At 60.5% G+C, this 14,264-nt stretch carries 17 protein-coding genes; 1 reads left to right on the top strand and 16 read right to left on the bottom strand.

All coding sequences use genetic code 11. From position 1 onward, the window contains the following. Positions 1 to 18: 18 nt before the first annotated feature. The 16 genes from hisS to trmJ all read right to left on the bottom strand — a co-directional run bounded on the left by hisS (position 19) and on the right by trmJ (position 13,301). Positions 19 to 1,308, bottom strand: a complete 1,290-nt coding sequence (hisS, locus tag AAIS01_RS07410; protein ID WP_092402611.1) for a histidine--tRNA ligase — start codon at positions 1,306 to 1,308, stop codon at positions 19 to 21. A 25-nt stretch (positions 1,309 to 1,333) separates the two neighbouring features. Further along, positions 1,334 to 2,443: a flavodoxin-dependent (E)-4-hydroxy-3-methylbut-2-enyl-diphosphate synthase gene (gene ispG / locus AAIS01_RS07405; RefSeq protein WP_003185136.1), complete on the bottom strand. Its 1,110-nt coding sequence runs from the start codon at positions 2,441 to 2,443 to the stop codon at positions 1,334 to 1,336. Positions 2,444 to 2,446: 3 nt separating this feature from the next. Continuing rightward, on the bottom strand, positions 2,447 to 3,487 hold the full coding sequence (locus AAIS01_RS07400; RefSeq protein WP_343468457.1) for a RodZ domain-containing protein: 1,041 nt from the start codon (positions 3,485 to 3,487) through the stop codon (positions 2,447 to 2,449). After that, on the bottom strand, positions 3,487 to 4,245 hold the full coding sequence (gene pilW, locus AAIS01_RS07395) for a type IV pilus biogenesis/stability protein PilW (protein ID WP_092402606.1): 759 nt from the start codon (positions 4,243 to 4,245) through the stop codon (positions 3,487 to 3,489). Before pilW ends, AAIS01_RS07400 begins: the two co-directional genes overlap by 1 nt. Positions 4,246 to 4,257: 12 nt before the next feature. Next, positions 4,258 to 5,406, bottom strand: coding sequence for a dual-specificity RNA methyltransferase RlmN (rlmN, locus tag AAIS01_RS07390; RefSeq protein WP_047227475.1), 1,149 nt, complete (start codon positions 5,404 to 5,406; stop codon positions 4,258 to 4,260). A 28-nt stretch (positions 5,407 to 5,434) separates the two neighbouring features. Then, positions 5,435 to 5,860, bottom strand: coding sequence for a nucleoside-diphosphate kinase (ndk, locus tag AAIS01_RS07385; RefSeq protein WP_042727994.1), 426 nt, complete (start codon positions 5,858 to 5,860; stop codon positions 5,435 to 5,437). An 88-nt stretch (positions 5,861 to 5,948) separates the two neighbouring features. Further along, positions 5,949 to 6,149: a Fe-S cluster assembly protein IscX gene (iscX, locus tag AAIS01_RS07380; RefSeq protein WP_343468456.1), complete on the bottom strand. Its 201-nt coding sequence runs from the start codon at positions 6,147 to 6,149 to the stop codon at positions 5,949 to 5,951. A 13-nt stretch (positions 6,150 to 6,162) separates the two neighbouring features. Further along, positions 6,163 to 6,504: an ISC system 2Fe-2S type ferredoxin gene (gene fdx / locus AAIS01_RS07375; protein WP_042727996.1), complete on the bottom strand. Its 342-nt coding sequence runs from the start codon at positions 6,502 to 6,504 to the stop codon at positions 6,163 to 6,165. A gap of 3 nt (positions 6,505 to 6,507) precedes the next feature. Continuing rightward, the gene (hscA, locus tag AAIS01_RS07370) at positions 6,508 to 8,370 is read right to left on the bottom strand and encodes a Fe-S protein assembly chaperone HscA (protein WP_343468455.1); all 1,863 of its coding nucleotides are present in this window, start codon (positions 8,368 to 8,370) and stop codon (positions 6,508 to 6,510) included. 50 nt (positions 8,371 to 8,420) lie between these two features. Further along, on the bottom strand, positions 8,421 to 8,942 hold the full coding sequence (gene hscB, locus AAIS01_RS07365) for a co-chaperone HscB (protein WP_047227472.1): 522 nt from the start codon (positions 8,940 to 8,942) through the stop codon (positions 8,421 to 8,423). 8 nt (positions 8,943 to 8,950) lie between these two features. Continuing rightward, entirely contained in the window at positions 8,951 to 9,274 is a 324-nt protein-coding gene (iscA, locus tag AAIS01_RS07360) for an iron-sulfur cluster assembly protein IscA (protein WP_003185155.1), read from the bottom strand. 24 nt (positions 9,275 to 9,298) lie between these two features. Further along, complete coding sequence (iscU, locus tag AAIS01_RS07355) at positions 9,299 to 9,685, bottom strand: Fe-S cluster assembly scaffold IscU (protein WP_003185157.1); 387 nt, start codon at positions 9,683 to 9,685, stop codon at positions 9,299 to 9,301. A 42-nt stretch (positions 9,686 to 9,727) separates the two neighbouring features. Further along, positions 9,728 to 10,942, bottom strand: coding sequence for an IscS subfamily cysteine desulfurase (locus tag AAIS01_RS07350; RefSeq protein ID WP_025212002.1), 1,215 nt, complete (start codon positions 10,940 to 10,942; stop codon positions 9,728 to 9,730). 50 nt (positions 10,943 to 10,992) lie between these two features. Further along, the gene (iscR, locus tag AAIS01_RS07345; RefSeq protein WP_003185160.1) at positions 10,993 to 11,484 is read right to left on the bottom strand and encodes a Fe-S cluster assembly transcriptional regulator IscR; all 492 of its coding nucleotides are present in this window, start codon (positions 11,482 to 11,484) and stop codon (positions 10,993 to 10,995) included. Between the two features lie 267 nt (positions 11,485 to 11,751). Next, complete coding sequence (cysE, locus tag AAIS01_RS07340) at positions 11,752 to 12,528, bottom strand: serine O-acetyltransferase (protein ID WP_343468454.1); 777 nt, start codon at positions 12,526 to 12,528, stop codon at positions 11,752 to 11,754. A gap of 2 nt (positions 12,529 to 12,530) precedes the next feature. Then, the gene (trmJ, locus tag AAIS01_RS07335) at positions 12,531 to 13,301 is read right to left on the bottom strand and encodes a tRNA (cytosine(32)/uridine(32)-2'-O)-methyltransferase TrmJ (RefSeq protein WP_047227467.1); all 771 of its coding nucleotides are present in this window, start codon (positions 13,299 to 13,301) and stop codon (positions 12,531 to 12,533) included. A 144-nt stretch (positions 13,302 to 13,445) separates the two neighbouring features. Here trmJ and suhB point away from each other — a divergent pair, with 144 nt between their 5' ends. Then, positions 13,446 to 14,264, top strand: a complete 819-nt coding sequence (gene suhB, locus AAIS01_RS07330; protein WP_003185165.1) for a type III secretion system regulator SuhB — start codon at positions 13,446 to 13,448, stop codon at positions 14,262 to 14,264.

Here is a 14,264-nt window from a genome sequence, read left to right as displayed (position 1 = left end):
ATCGGCTGTTTGACAGCTTCAACCCTGCACGACGCAGGTGGCCAGGTGTGCGGCAAGCGCATCCCAGGCAATGCTTTGTTGTTCGCCCTGGCCACGCAGGGGTTTGAAACCTACCACTTGCTGGGCCAATTCGTCGTCACCAAGAATCAGTGCATACAGCGCACCGCTCTTGTCGGCTTTCTTGAACTGGCTCTTGAAGCTGCCGCCGCCGGCGTTGATCTGCAGGCGCAGGTTGGGCAGCTGGTCGCGGACTCGCTCGCTCAACGCCAGGGCCGCCAGTTCGGCTGCTTCGCCGAAGGCGCACAGGTAAACGTCGACCTGACGGGCGATTTCTTGCGGAATCTTGTCCAGCGTCTCAAGCATCAACACCAGACGTTCGATGCCCATGGCAAAACCCACGCCCGACGTCGGCTTCCCACCCATCTGCTCCACCAGCCCGTCGTAACGGCCGCCGGCACACACCGTACCCTGGGCACCCAGCTTGTCGGTGACCCATTCAAAAACGGTCTTGCTGTAGTAATCCAGACCGCGGACCAGCTTCGGGTTGATAACATACGGAATGCCGACGGCGTCCAGGCGCGCCTTCAACCCCTCGAAGTGCAGGCGGGACTCTTCGTCGAGGTAGTCAGCCATCTTCGGCGCATCGACCAGGATCGCCTGCGTGTCGGCGTTCTTGGTATCCAATACCCGTAGCGGATTGGTCTTGAGGCGGCGCTGACTGTCTTCGTCCAGCTTGTCCAGGTGAGCGGACAGGAACTCCACCAGCGCTTCGCGGTAGCGCCCACGGGACTCGCTGGTGCCCAGGCTGTTGAGTTCGAGCTTGACCGCATCACGAATGCCCAGCTCGCCCCACAGGCGCCAGGTCAACACGATCAGCTCGGCGTCGATGTCCGGACCGTCGAGGTTGAACACCTCGAGGCCTATCTGGTGGAACTGGCGATAACGACCTTTCTGCGGACGTTCGTGACGAAACATCGGGCCGATGTACCAGAGTTTCTGCACCTGGCCACCACCGGTAATGCCGTGCTCGAGCACTGCACGCACGCACGCCGCCGTGCCTTCGGGGCGCAAGGTCAGCGAATCGCCGTTGCGGTCTTCGAAGGTGTACATCTCTTTTTCGACGATGTCGGTCACTTCGCCGATGGAACGCTTGAACAGCTCGGTGAACTCGACGATCGGCATGCGGATCTGCCGATAACCGTAGTTATCCAGCAAACGCGCCACGGTGCCTTCGAAATAACGCCACAGGGGCGTTTGCTCGGGCAGGATGTCGTTCATGCCACGAATGGCTTGCAGGGACTTGCTCACAGGTAATCCTTAAAAATTCGTTTGCTCAGCCGCGTGCGATGACCGCTGCGTCGGCTTCGACCTTTTCGGCCGCTTTCTGGCGGATCAGCCGTTCCAGTTCATCCACCAGATTGTCATTCGTCAGCTTCTGCGACGGCTTGCCGTCGATATAAATCAGGTTCGGCGTACCACCGGTGAGGCCGATATGGGCCTCCTTGGCTTCGCCCGGCCCGTTGACCACGCAACCAATCACCGCGACATCCAGCGGTACCAGCAGGTCTTCCAGGCGCCCTTCCAGCTCGTTCATGGTCTTGACCACATCGAAGTTCTGCCGCGAGCAGCTAGGGCAGGCAATGAAGTTGATGCCACGGGAACGCAGGTGCAGGGACTTGAGAATGTCGTAGCCGACTTTCACTTCCTCCACCGGGTCGGCCGCCAACGAGATGCGGATGGTATCGCCAATTCCTTCGGCGAGCAGCATACCGAGGCCGACGGCGGATTTCACCGTGCCCGAACGCAACCCACCGGCTTCGGTGATGCCCAGGTGCAACGGCTGGACGATTTCCTTGGCCAGCAGACGATAGGCTTCAACGGCCATGAACACGTCGGAAGCCTTCACGCTGACCTTGAAGTCCTGGAAGTTCAGGCGCTCCAGATGTTCGACATGGCGCAGGGCCGACTCCACCAGCGCAGCCGGGGTCGGTTCGCCGTATTTCTTTTGCAGGTCTTTTTCCAGGGAACCGGCGTTGACGCCGATGCGAATCGGAATGCCACGGTCGCGAGCGGCATCCACCACCGCACGCACGCGGTCTTCGCGGCCGATGTTGCCCGGATTGATGCGCAGGCAGTCCACACCCAACTCGGCCACGCGCAGGGCGATGCGGTAGTCGAAGTGAATGTCGGCCACCAGCGGCACTTTGACCAACTGCTTGATTTTGCCGAACGCCTCGGCGGCGTCCATGTCCGGCACGGAAACCCGCACGATGTCGACACCGGCGGCTTCCAGTCGGTTGATCTGCGCAACGGTGGCGGCGACGTCGTTGGTGTCGCTGTTAGTCATGCTTTGCACAGCGATGGGCGCATCGCCGCCAACAGGAACGTTGCCGACCCAGATCTTTCGCGATTCGCGACGTTTGATTGGAGATTCGCCGTGCATGACTTATTGACCCAACTTCAGGCGAGCGGTCTCGCCACTGGTGAACGGAGCCACGTCGACCGGCTGGCCGTTGTAGCTGACCTGCGCGCCACGGGCGTAACCCAGGCGCACGGCAAACGGCGGCGTGCCGTTGACGGAGGTGCTATCGCCCTTGCGCTTGAGGCCACTGAACAGCACCTTGCCGGTGCCATCGGTGATCTGCGTCCAGCAGTCGGCGGTAAACTGAATCTGTACCTGACCTTCACCGGCAGCGGGTGCGACAGGCGCGACCGGAGCGGTAGAGGCTGTCGGAGCGGCTGGCGCTGCGGCGAGTGCAGCGGGTGCTGGCGCAGCCGGAGCCGGCGTATTCGCCACGCTCGGCGCTGGAGCAACCGGCTCGCTATCAGTTGGCGCGGGGGCGGATGCAGCGGGCGCGTCTGCCGGAGCGGCCGGCACACTCGGTTCGGCACCGACGGCGGGATCAGCGCCATCCTGCCCCTGAGGCAGCACCAGAGTGCTTTCTCCGGCGGTCTGGCCTTCCACGACAGCCTGGTCTTCCGGCTCGTCCAGTGGGTGTATGCGGGTGGTGCCGTCGGCGCCTTCGACCTCAACATGCTCAGGGCTCATGCCGATCGGATCCTTGGCGCGCAAGGCAGCCTGGTCCTGCCACCAGAGGAAACCGCCACCAATCACCGCGATCAACAGCAGCAAACTGACGATTCTCAAAATGGTGTGGGAAACGCGAACCGGCTCCTCGATGCGGCCCAGGCTGTGCACGCTGCTGCCCTGGGCGTCGGAACCGGTGTATTGATCGAATTGCTGGACCAGTTCGGTCTGGTCCATGCCGAGCAATTTGGCGTAGGCACGGATGTAGCCCCGGGCGAAAGTATGCCCGGGCAGTTTATCGAACGCGCCGGCTTCCAGGTTGCCCAGAGAAGTCACGGTGAGATTGAGCTTGAGGGCCACCTCTGCCAGCGACCAGCCATGGCTTTCGCGAGCTTGGCGCAGGGTCTCACCGGGATTTACGCGAGTCGCTGCTACAACTTCAGGATGCGCCGCTTTCATCATTGCTCCGACAGGTATTGCTGATATTCCGGCGTACCGGGATAGAGTCTTTTCAGTTGCAGGCCAAAACTGGCGGCCTTGTCACGATCTTCAAACACATGGGCCAGCCGGACACCGAGCAATAGACTACGTGCATTTTGCTCGCTCAGCAGGCTAAAACGTTCGTAATAATCCCGCGCGGGCACATAATGCCTGTCTTCGTAAGACAACTCAGCCATTTCCAGCAATGCCCGCGGCTGCTGGCGGTTGAGCCGCAGGGCTTTTTCAAGCTGCTGGCGGGCCAGATCACGCTGACCAAGTTTCGAAGCCGTCATGCCCAGGTTCTCGAAAACCCGTGAGCGCTCGGGGTAAAGGGTGTCGGCGGCCGCCTGTTCGAAGCGTTCGTAGGCTTCTTTATAACGCTCCTGCTCGAAGAGGAAACTGCCGTAGTTATTCAGGATCCGCGCATCCTGCGGCTGGGCAGACAGCGCCTTGCGAAAATGCGCGTCGGCCAGCTCAGGTTCCATCTCGGCCTGGAATACCAACGCCAGGGCCGCATTGGCATCAGCGTCTGAGTCGTCCAGCTCCAGGGCCTTCTTGAGCGGCACCTTGGCTCGCTCGGTCATGCCCTGTTGCAGATAGCCTATGCCCAATTGCACATAGGCTTCACGCGCCTCATCGCGCCCCTTGCTGGTTTTCATGGGGTTGTAGTCACCCGACAGAACACAACCGGTGCAAAGACCGGCCAACAGCAACAGCAGCGCGAAGCGCAGGGACATAGAGTTCCTCTCTTAGTGACTGTTCGCAGCGTTTTGCGCGACATCGTCGGCGGCGTTCAATTCACGCACGGCAATGTAGCGCTCACTGCGACGGGTGCGATCCAGCACCTGTCCTACCAATTGGCCACACGCGGCATCGATGTCTTCGCCGCGGGTGGTGCGCACGGTGACGTTGAAGCCAGCGTGGTGAAGCTGATCCTGGAAGCGACGAATCGCGTTGTTGCTCGGACGTTCATAGCCGGAATGCGGGAACGGGTTGAACGGAATCAGGTTGATCTTGCAAGGAATGTTCTTGAGCAACTCGATCATCTCGACCGCGTGTTCGACCTTGTCGTTCACGTCCTTGAGCAGCGTGTACTCGATGGTCAGCACGCGCTTTTCGCCCAGGGACGACATGTAGCGCTGACACGACTCCAGCAACATCTTAAGCGGGTATTTCTTGTTGATCGGCACCAATTGGTTACGCAATGCGTCGTTAGGTGCGTGCAGCGACAACGCCAGGGAGACGTCGATGTGCTTGGCCAGCTCATCGATCATCGGCACCACGCCGGAGGTAGACAGGGTCACCCGGCGCTTGGAGATGCCATAACCCAGGTCATCCATCATCAGGTGCATGGCGGCGATGACGTTGTCGAAGTTGAGCAGCGGCTCACCCATGCCCATCATCACCACGTTGGTGATGGCACGGTCGACGGTCGCCGGGACGCTGCCAAAGGATTTGTTGGCAATCCACACCTGGCCGATCACTTCGGCGGCGGTGAGGTTGCTATTGAAGCCTTGCTTGCCGGTGGAGCAGAAACTGCAATCCAGGGCACAGCCTGCCTGGGACGAAACGCACAAGGTGCCGCGTTTGCCCTGGGGAATGTAAACGGTCTCGACGCAGCTGCCAGACGCCACGCGCACCACCCATTTACGGGTGCCGTCGCTGGAGATGTCCTCGCTGACCACTTCCGGACCGCGAATTTCAGCAACAGCCTTGAGCTTTTCGCGCAGAGCCTTGCTGACATTCGTCATGGCGTCGAAGTCGTCGACACCAAAATGGTGAATCCATTTCATCACCTGGCCGGCACGAAAACGCTTCTCCCCGATCGAGTCGAAGAATTTCTCCATTTCCGGCTGGGTCAGGCCCAACAGGTTGGTTTTGCCGTTCGATGTAGTCATGGATTCACCTTCACTCAAAAGCCTGGGCTTAGCGAGTGGTTACTTCAGTAGCGGAGAAAAAGTAAGCGATTTCGCGAGCAGCAGCGGCTTCGGAGTCCGAACCGTGAACGGCGTTGGCGTCGATCGACTCAGCGAAGTCAGCACGGATGGTGCCGGCAGCAGCTTCTTTAGGGTTGGTGGCGCCCATCAGCTCACGGTTGCGAGCAATGGCGTTTTCGCCTTCCAGCACCTGAACGACAACCGGACCGGAAGTCATGAAGGCAACCAGCTCACCGAAGAAACCGCGCTCGCTGTGCTCAGCGTAGAAGCCTTCGGCTTCGGCCTTGGACAGTTGCTTCATTTTCGAAGCTACAACGCGCAGGCCAGCGTCTTCGAAGCGGGTAACGATCTTGCCGATCACGTTTTTAGCAACGGCGTCAGGCTTGATGATGGAGAAAGTACGTTGAACAGCCATGGTGTAACTCCAGAAACGGTAATTTGCGAAAAATTAAACCCGCGAATTATACGCGGGTTCAGGGGTATTGCCTAACCTGCCAGGTGGATCAGTCGATTTCTTCGATCCAGAGCTGTTGGACAGCTTCCAAGACCTTCTCGCCACAACGGCCAGAGGTACTGTCGAATTCCGGCAGCTCCATGATCCAGCGCTGTAAATCGACAAAATTCACAGTCAGTGGATCCACGTCCGGCTTGGCTTCGGCCAACTCTTCTGCGATGCGTTGTACATCATTCCAACCATAGCTCATGACAGTGTCACCATCAGTGCGGCGCTTCGGCCGCATGGTTAAGCGAATATTTCGGAATTTCGACCACCAGGTCTTCGGTCCCGACCTTGGCCTGGCATGTCAGGCGCGACGTCGGCTCCAGGCCCCAGGCCCGGTCAAGATAGTCTTCTTCCAGCTCATCGGCCTCATTCAGCGAGTCGAAACCCTCGCGAATGATGCAATGGCAGGTGGTGCAGGCACAGACGCCGCCGCAAGCACTCTCGATCTCGATGTGGTTGTCATGGGCCACTTCGAGAAGGGACTTGCCGGTTTCGGCCTCTACCACCATACCGTCCGGGCAATGCTCGGCGTGTGGCAGAAAAATGATCTGCGGCATCAGTTATTCCTCAATTTCATTCAGGTTGCGCCCCGCCAGGGCGGCTTTGACCGTCGAGTCCAGGCGGCGGGCAGCAAAGGCATCGGTGACTTGCGACAGACGCTTGGTCTGCTGCTCGATGGCATAACCATCGGTGCCTTTGATCAATTCAGACAATTCCTGCATTTGCAGCTCGATCACCATGCGCTCCTCGGCGTCCAGCAGACGCTCGCCATCGGCCTCAAGAGCGGCCTGCACGGCTTCGACCAGACGTTGGCCGTCGACCTGTTGCTCGCGCAATACACGGGCGACCTTGTCATCGCTGGCATGCTGGAACGAATCCTTGAGCATTTTGGCGATTTCGCCGTCGGTCAGACCGTAGGACGGCTTGACCTGGATACTCGCCTCGACGCCCGAACCCAGCTCGCGGGCGGAAACATTGAGCAAACCGTCGGCGTCGACCTGGAAGGTCACGCGGATCTTCGCCGCACCGGCCACCATCGCCGGGATGCCGCGCAATTCGAAGCGCGCCAGGGAACGGCAGTCGCTGATGAGTTCACGCTCGCCTTGCAGCACATGAATCATCATGGCCGACTGGCCGTCTTTATACGTGGTGAAGTCCTGGGCACGGGCAACGGGGATGGTGGTGTTGCGCGGGATCACCTTCTCCATCAGGCCGCCCATGGTTTCCAAGCCCAAGGACAATGGAATCACGTCGAGCAGCAGCAGCTCGCCGCCATCGCGCTTGTTGCCAGCCAGGGTATCGGCCTGGATCGCGGCGCCAATGGCAACCACCTGGTCCGGGTCGATCTCAGTCAGCGGCTGACGGCCAAAGGCCTCGGCGACGGCTTCACGAACCCGCGGCACACGGGTGGAACCGCCGACCATGACCACGGCCTTGACGTCTTCGAGCTCCACACCGGAATCACGCACGGCGCGGCGGCAGGCCTTGAGGCTGCGAGCGACCATGGGTTCGATCAGCGCATCAAAGGCTTCACGGCTCAGCACAGCCTTCCAGTCGCCGTACGCCACTTCGACCGTTGCAGCGTCGGTCAGGGCTTCCTTGGCGGCGCAGGCCGCTTGCAGAAGGTGACGTTGCGCGCCCGGATCAAGGTCGGCGGACAACCCAGCCTGCTCGATGATCCAGCCAGCGATGGCGTGATCGAAGTCGTCGCCGCCCAGGGCGCTGTCGCCGCCAGTGGCCAGGACTTCGAAGACGCCGCCGGTCAGACGCAAAATGGAAATATCAAAGGTGCCGCCACCCAAGTCGTAGATCGCGACGAGGCCTTCGGCGTGCTGGTCCAGACCGTAGGCCACCGCAGCGGCGGTCGGCTCGTTGAGCAGGCGCAGCACGTTCAGACCGGCCAGCTTGGCCGCGTCCTTGGTGGCTTGACGCTGGGCGTCGTCGAAATAGGCCGGGACGGTGATGACCGCACCGACCAATTCACCGCCCAACGCCGCTTCGGCGCGCCGGCGCAGCACCTTGAGGATGTCGGCTGAGACTTCCACCGGGCTTTTCGGGCCCTGCACGGTTTCAATGAACGGCATGTGGGATTCGCCGTCGACGAAACGGTACGGCAGCTGATCACCCAATTGCTTGACGTCGGACAGGCCACGGCCCATCAGGCGCTTGACCGAGACAATGGTGTTGAAGGGATCGGTCGCGGCGGCCAGTTTGGCTGACTCGCCCACTTCCACGCGATCGGCGTGATAGCGCACGGCAGACGGCAGGATCACTTGCCCCTGCTCATCGGCCAGCGGTTCGGAAAGGCCGCTGCGCAACGCAGCGACCAGGGAATTGGTAGTACCCAAGTCAATTCCCACAGCCAGGCGACGCTGGTGCGGTTGTGGACTTTGGCCGGGTTCGGCGATCTGCAGTAGGGCCATCGTAATCAGGACTTATCTGTAATCAGGCGTGCGACCGGAGCGGCACTGGGTTAATCGTCGAGGCGCTCTTCGAGCTGGCGCACTTCGTAGGTGAGCTTGTCGAGGAATTGCATGCGCCGCATCAGGCGTTCGGCCTGTTCGCGTTGCGCAGCATCGTCCCAACAGGCTGCGAAGCTTTCATTCAAGGTGTGCTGGGCATCCTTCAGACGGCGTTTGAACACCGCGACACCGGCCAGATCGGCGCTGTCCTGCAGATCTTCGAGCTCTTCGCGCCACTGCATCTGCTGCAATAGAAACTCGGGATCATGCACGGTGACTTCCAGAGGCAACTCATGACCGCTGATGGCCAGCAGATAACGCGCGCGCTTGGCCGGGTTCTTGAGCGTCTGGTAAGCGTCGTTGAGGTTCGCCGACTGTTCCAGCGCACGCCGCTGCTCTGCCTCCGAGGCATCAGCGAAACGGTCGGGATGGACACCGCGGGCCAGCTCCAGATAACGAGCAGACAACTGCTCAAGATCCAGGGAAAAGCCCGGTTGCAGCTGGAACAAAGCAAAATGACAAGGAGTACCCACAAGCCGCCTCAGATGTTGAAGCTTTCGCCGCAGCCACATTCACCGCGCACGTTGGGGTTGTTGAACTTGAAGCCTTCGTTCAACCCTTCCTTGACGAAATCCAGTTCAGTGCCGTCCAGGTACGTCAGGCTTTTCGGATCGATGATCACTTTCTGACCATGACTCTCGAACACCTGATCGTCTTCGCCCACTTCGTCGACGAATTCGAGCACGTAGGCAAGACCAGAGCAGCCCGTGGTGCGAACACCCAGGCGGATACCCTCGCCCTTGCCGCGCCCTGCAAGAGAGCGCTGGATATGGTTAGCTGCCGCTTCTGTCATCTGGATAGCCATGAAAACTCCTTACCTGTGCGCGGATCAGATCAAGCCTTTCTTCTGCTTGTAATCGCGAACGGCAGCCTTGATGGCGTCTTCGGCGAGTACCGAGCAGTGGATCTTCACTGGCGGCAGGGCCAGTTCTTCGGCCAACTGAGTGTTCTTGATGGTTTCAGCCTCATCAAGGGTCTTGCCCTTCATCCACTCGGTGGCCAGGGAGCTGGACGCAATGGCCGAACCGCAGCCGTAGGTCTTGAACTTGGCATCTTCGATGATGCCTTGCTCGTTGACCTTGATCTGCAGGCGCATCACGTCGCCGCACGCTGGGGCGCCGACCATGCCGGTGCCAACATCAGGGTCCTGCGCGTCCATCTTGCCGACGTTGCGCGGGTTCTCGTAGTGGTCGATGACCTTTTCGCTATATGCCATTTGCTTCAATCCTCATCAGTGAGTCGCTCTGGAGGCGACTTCTCAGTGCGCCGCCCACTCGATTTTCGAGATGTCGACACCGTCTTTGTACATATCCCACAGCGGCGACAGAGCGCGCAGCTTGGTAACGGCCTCGCAGACTTTCTGCGCGGCGTAATCGATTTCTTCTTCGGTGGTGAAGCGGCCGAAGGTGAAGCGGATCGAGCTGTGAGCCAGTTCGTCGTTGCGGCCCAGGGCGCGCAATACGTAGGAAGGCTCGAGGGACGCCGAGGTGCAGGCCGAACCGGACGACACGGCCAGATCCTTGAGCGCCATGATCAGCGACTCGCCTTCAACGTAGTTGAAGCTCAGGTTCAGGTTGTGCGGTACGCGGGCGATCATGCTGCCGTTGACGTAGAGCTCTTCGAGGTGCTCGACCTGCTTGAAGAAACGGTCGCTCAGGGCCTTGATGCGCACGTTCTCGGCAGCCATGTCTTCCTTGGCCACACGGAAGGCTTCGCCCATGCCAACGATCTGGTGGGTCGCCAGGGTGCCGGAACGCATGCCACGCTCGTGACCGCCGCCGTGCATGGTCGCTTCGATACGAACACGCGGCTTGCGGCTCACGTACAGCGCGCCGATGCCTTTAGGGCCGTAGGTCTTGTGGGCAGAGAACGACATCAGGTCGACTTTGAGCTTGGACAGGTCGATGTCGACCTTGCCGGTGGACTGGGCCGCGTCGACGTGGAACAGGACGCCCTTGGAGCGGGTCAGCTCGCCGATGGCTTCGATGTCGTTGACGGTGCCGATTTCGTTGTTCACATGCATGATCGAAACCAGGATGGTGTCGTCGCGCAGTGCGGCTTCGACCATGGCTGGGGTGATGATGCCGTCTTCACCGGGCTCGATGTAGGTCACTTCGAAGCCTTCACGCTCCAGCTGGCGCATGGTGTCCAGGACAGCCTTGTGCTCGATCTTGGAGGTGATCAGGTGCTTGCCCTTGGTGTGATAGAAGTGCGCGACACCCTTGATTGCCAGGTTGTCGGACTCAGTAGCACCAGAGGTCCAGACGATTTCACGTGGATCGGCGTTGACCAGGTCAGCGACCTGGCGGCGGGCATTTTCGACCGACTCTTCAGCTTTCCAGCCAAACACGTGGGAACGGGACGCCGGGTTACCGAAGTTTCCGTCGACCAGCAGGCATTCACTCATCTTTTGCGCGACACGCGGATCAACCGGGGTGGTCGCAGAGTAATCAAGGTAAATCGGCAATTTCATGGACTTTCTCCTAAATCAGGCTGGCTGGCGTTCCGCGTGCTCTGCGGCGGTCATTCGACGGCGGACGCTTCAATCTTGTCCAGGTGCGGCGCCTTGCTGTTGCAACGGCGCTGGTCCTGACGCTGGGCTACTTCTTGCACCTCACGGCGAGTTACAAGGTCAGCCAAGCTGATACCGCTTAGAAATTCGTGAATCTGCAGGCTCAGGTCACACCACAAGTGATGGGTCAGGCAAGTATCGCCGCCATGGCAGTCGCCAAGGCCCTGGCATTTGGTCGCATCGACCGATTCGTTCACCGCGTCGATCACCTGGGCGACCTGGATGCCCTGCATGTCGCGTGACAGCTGATAGCCACCACCGGGGCCGCGCACACTGGAAACCAGGTTGCTGCGGCGCAGCTTGGCGAACAGCTGCTCAAGGTAAGACAGGGAAATGCCCTGGCGCTCGGAGATATCGGCCAGGGACACCGGCCCGTGCTGCGCGTGCAATGCCAGATCCAGCATCGCGGTCACGGCGTATCGGCCTTTTGTAGTCAGTCGCATGGACAATTACCACGGAGTTCGGAATGGGGCGAGTATGCAATTCCCGAGTATTTAAGTCAACTATAAGACCTAGTGCTTTACTCAGGTTTACCCGCAAAAGAGCGCGCGCATCATAGCAAAGGCTGGCCAGTGGCGACCAGTGATACCGCGTTATCGTTCATCGCGAGCAAGCTCGCTCCCACAAGGGGTCCTGGGTGGCCGCATCATTTGCGTACGCCACAGATCCAGTGTGGGAGCGAGCTTGCTCGCGATGAGGCCAGCAGGGCCTCAGCTGGCCTGGCTTTGATCCTTATCCTTCACACACGCAAAATCTTCCTCGCGCAGTTCAGGCAGGTCCTTGGCGCAGTAATTACTGCCCAGGTCCTTCAGGGCGCCACACATGCCCTCCAGGCGCCCATCGACGGCCTGCAGGTGATCGAGCAACTGATTAATGGCACGGGCGACTGGGTCGGGCATGTCTTCGCCGACACCATAGGCATCGAAGCCGATCTTCTCGGCCATGGCCTTGCGGCGGGCGTCCTGCTCTTCATCGGACTTGACGATGATTCGCCCCGGGATACCCACCACGGTTGCACCGGCCGGCACAGCCTTGGTGACCACCGCGTTGGAGCCGACTTTCGCCCCCGCCCCCACCGTGAACGGCCCGAGCACCTTGGCGCCGGCACCGACCACTACGCCATCTTCCAGCGTCGGGTGGCGCTTGCCTTTGTTCCAACTGGTGCCGCCGAGGGTCACGCCCTGGTACAGCGTCACGTCATCGCCGATCTCGGCGGTTTCACCAATGACAATGCCCATGCCGTGGTCGATGAAGAACCGGCGACCGACCTTGGCGCCCGGGTGGATCTCGATCCCGGTCAGCCAGCGTCCGAAGTTGGAGACCACCCGCGCCAGCCACTTCCAGCCCATGCCCCATAAGGCACTAGAGAGGCGATGGATCCAGATCGCGTGCATGCCCGGGTAGCAGGTCAGCACTTCAAAGGCATTGCGCGCCGCCGGGTCACGATGGAAAACGCTTTGGATATCTTCACGCAAACGATCGAACATCTTTATTCCTTCCGCTTAATCAGCTCGCCACGGGCCGCTTTCTGGGTTTCCGTGAGGATGCCGCGCAATATATTCATCTCCGCCCGGCTGACCGAGCTTCGTCCGTACAACCGGCGCAGGCGCGCCATCAAGTGCCGGGGCTTGTCCGGGTCAAGAAACTCGATGTCCACCAGGGTCTGCTCCAGGTGCTCATAGAGCCGCTCCAGCTCGTCCATGGTCGCCAGTGTCTCACTGCGCGGCGACGTGGCCTCGAATTTTTCGACCTTGCTGGGTTTGCCTTCGGCTGCCAGCCAGGCCATGCGCACTTCATAACTCAATACCTGCACCGCCGCCCCGAGGTTCAGGGAACTGAACTGTGGGTCGGAAGGGATATGCACGTGAAAGTGACATCGCTGCAGCTCTTCGTTGGTCAGGCCGGAATCTTCACGGCCAAACACGAGGGCGATCTCAGCGCCCTGCCCGGCTTCCTCGACCACTTTGGTTCCGCATTCGCGGGGGTCGAGCAGCGGCCAGGGGATGCGGCGGTCGCGGGCGCTGGTGCCGAGCACCAGGTTGCAGCCCACCAGGGCATCTTCCAGGGTGGCGACCACTTGGGCGGCTGCCAGGATGTCACCGGCACCGGAAGCCCGGGCGTCGGCTTCGTGATGGGGAAACGAGCGCGGCTCGACCAGCACCAGGCGCGACAGGCCCATGTTCTTCATGGCCCGCGCAGCCCCGCCGATATTTCCCGGATGGCTGGTATTGACCAGGACGACACGAATGTTCTGCAACAAGGGAGGCGCTCTCGAACACGATAAAGGGAGCAAATCTTACCTAAGCACCTACCGTTAAGCTATGAAAGCGAACACCAACCTTCTCCTGTGAAAACTTTCTGATAGAATGCGCGGCTTTCTTTAACAACCTTAGGTGACACATCCATGCAGCCCATGCTGAATATCGCGCTGCGCGCCGCCCGCAGCGCCAGTGAACTGATCTTCCGCTCCATCGAGCGCCTGGATACCATCAAGGTCGATGAAAAAGACGCCAAGGACTACGTGTCCGAGGTTGATCGCGCCGCCGAACAGAAAATCGTCGACGCGCTGCGCAAGGCTTACCCGAACCACTCGATCCTGGGTGAAGAGACCGGCATGCACGCCGGCACCGGCATCGAAGGTGAAGAGTACCTGTGGATCATCGATCCTTTGGACGGCACCACCAACTTCCTGCGCGGCATCCCTCATTTCGCTGTCAGCATTGCCTGCAAATACCGTGGTCGCCTGGAACACGCCGTCGTGCTGGACCCGGTTCGCCAGGAAGAATTCACCGCCAGCCGTGGCCGTGGCGCCCAACTCAATGGTCGTCGCCTGCGCGTCAGCGGTCGCACCAGCCTGGACGGCGCCCTGCTGGGTACCGGTTTCCCGTTCCGCGATGACCAGATGGACAACCTGGACAACTACCTGGGCATGTTCCGCGCCCTGGTCGGCCAGACCGCCGGCATCCGCCGCGCTGGCGCCGCGAGCCTGGACCTGGCGTATGTCGCTGCCGGCCGTTTCGATGCCTTCTGGGAGTCGGGCCTGTCCGAATGGGACATGGCCGCAGGCGCCCTGCTGATCCAGGAAGCCGGTGGTTTGGTGAGCGACTTCACCGGCGGCCACGACTTCCTTGAAAAAGGACACATCGTTGCCGGCAACACCAAATGCTTCAAGGCTGTGCTCACCGCCATCCAGCCACACCTGCCGGCTTCGCTGAAGCGCTAA

This window comes from Pseudomonas halotolerans (genome assembly GCF_039581215.1).
GTDB classification, from domain to species: domain Bacteria; phylum Pseudomonadota; class Gammaproteobacteria; order Pseudomonadales; family Pseudomonadaceae; genus Aquipseudomonas; species Aquipseudomonas tehranensis.
The sequence above is the reverse complement of the archived record's forward strand: the minus strand, read 5'-3'. Positions and strand labels throughout refer to the sequence as shown.

Bases quoted from the DNA above. Each gene is read 5' to 3' on its own strand.
- ispG (WP_003185136.1), bottom strand. From the start codon at position 2,443: ATGCACGGCGAATCTCCAATCAAACGTCGCGAATCGCGAAAGATCTGG.
- AAIS01_RS07400 (WP_343468457.1), bottom strand. From the start codon at position 3,487: ATGAAAGCGGCGCATCCTGAAGTTGTAGCAGCGACTCGCGTAAATCCC.
- pilW (WP_092402606.1), bottom strand. From the start codon at position 4,245: ATGTCCCTGCGCTTCGCGCTGCTGTTGCTGTTGGCCGGTCTTTGCACC.
- rlmN (WP_047227475.1), bottom strand. From the start codon at position 5,406: ATGACTACATCGAACGGCAAAACCAACCTGTTGGGCCTGACCCAGCCG.
- ndk (WP_042727994.1), bottom strand. From the start codon at position 5,860: ATGGCTGTTCAACGTACTTTCTCCATCATCAAGCCTGACGCCGTTGCT.
- iscX (WP_343468456.1), bottom strand. From the start codon at position 6,149: ATGAGCTATGGTTGGAATGATGTACAACGCATCGCAGAAGAGTTGGCC.
- fdx (WP_042727996.1), bottom strand. From the start codon at position 6,504: ATGCCGCAGATCATTTTTCTGCCACACGCCGAGCATTGCCCGGACGGT.
- hscA (WP_343468455.1), bottom strand. From the start codon at position 8,370: ATGGCCCTACTGCAGATCGCCGAACCCGGCCAAAGTCCACAACCGCAC.
- iscA (WP_003185155.1), bottom strand. From the start codon at position 9,274: ATGGCTATCCAGATGACAGAAGCGGCAGCTAACCATATCCAGCGCTCT.
- iscU (WP_003185157.1), bottom strand. From the start codon at position 9,685: ATGGCATATAGCGAAAAGGTCATCGACCACTACGAGAACCCGCGCAAC.
- AAIS01_RS07350 (WP_025212002.1), bottom strand. From the start codon at position 10,942: ATGAAATTGCCGATTTACCTTGATTACTCTGCGACCACCCCGGTTGAT.
- iscR (WP_003185160.1), bottom strand. From the start codon at position 11,484: ATGCGACTGACTACAAAAGGCCGATACGCCGTGACCGCGATGCTGGAT.
- cysE (WP_343468454.1), bottom strand. From the start codon at position 12,528: ATGTTCGATCGTTTGCGTGAAGATATCCAAAGCGTTTTCCATCGTGAC.
- suhB (WP_003185165.1), top strand. From the start codon at position 13,446: ATGCAGCCCATGCTGAATATCGCGCTGCGCGCCGCCCGCAGCGCCAGT.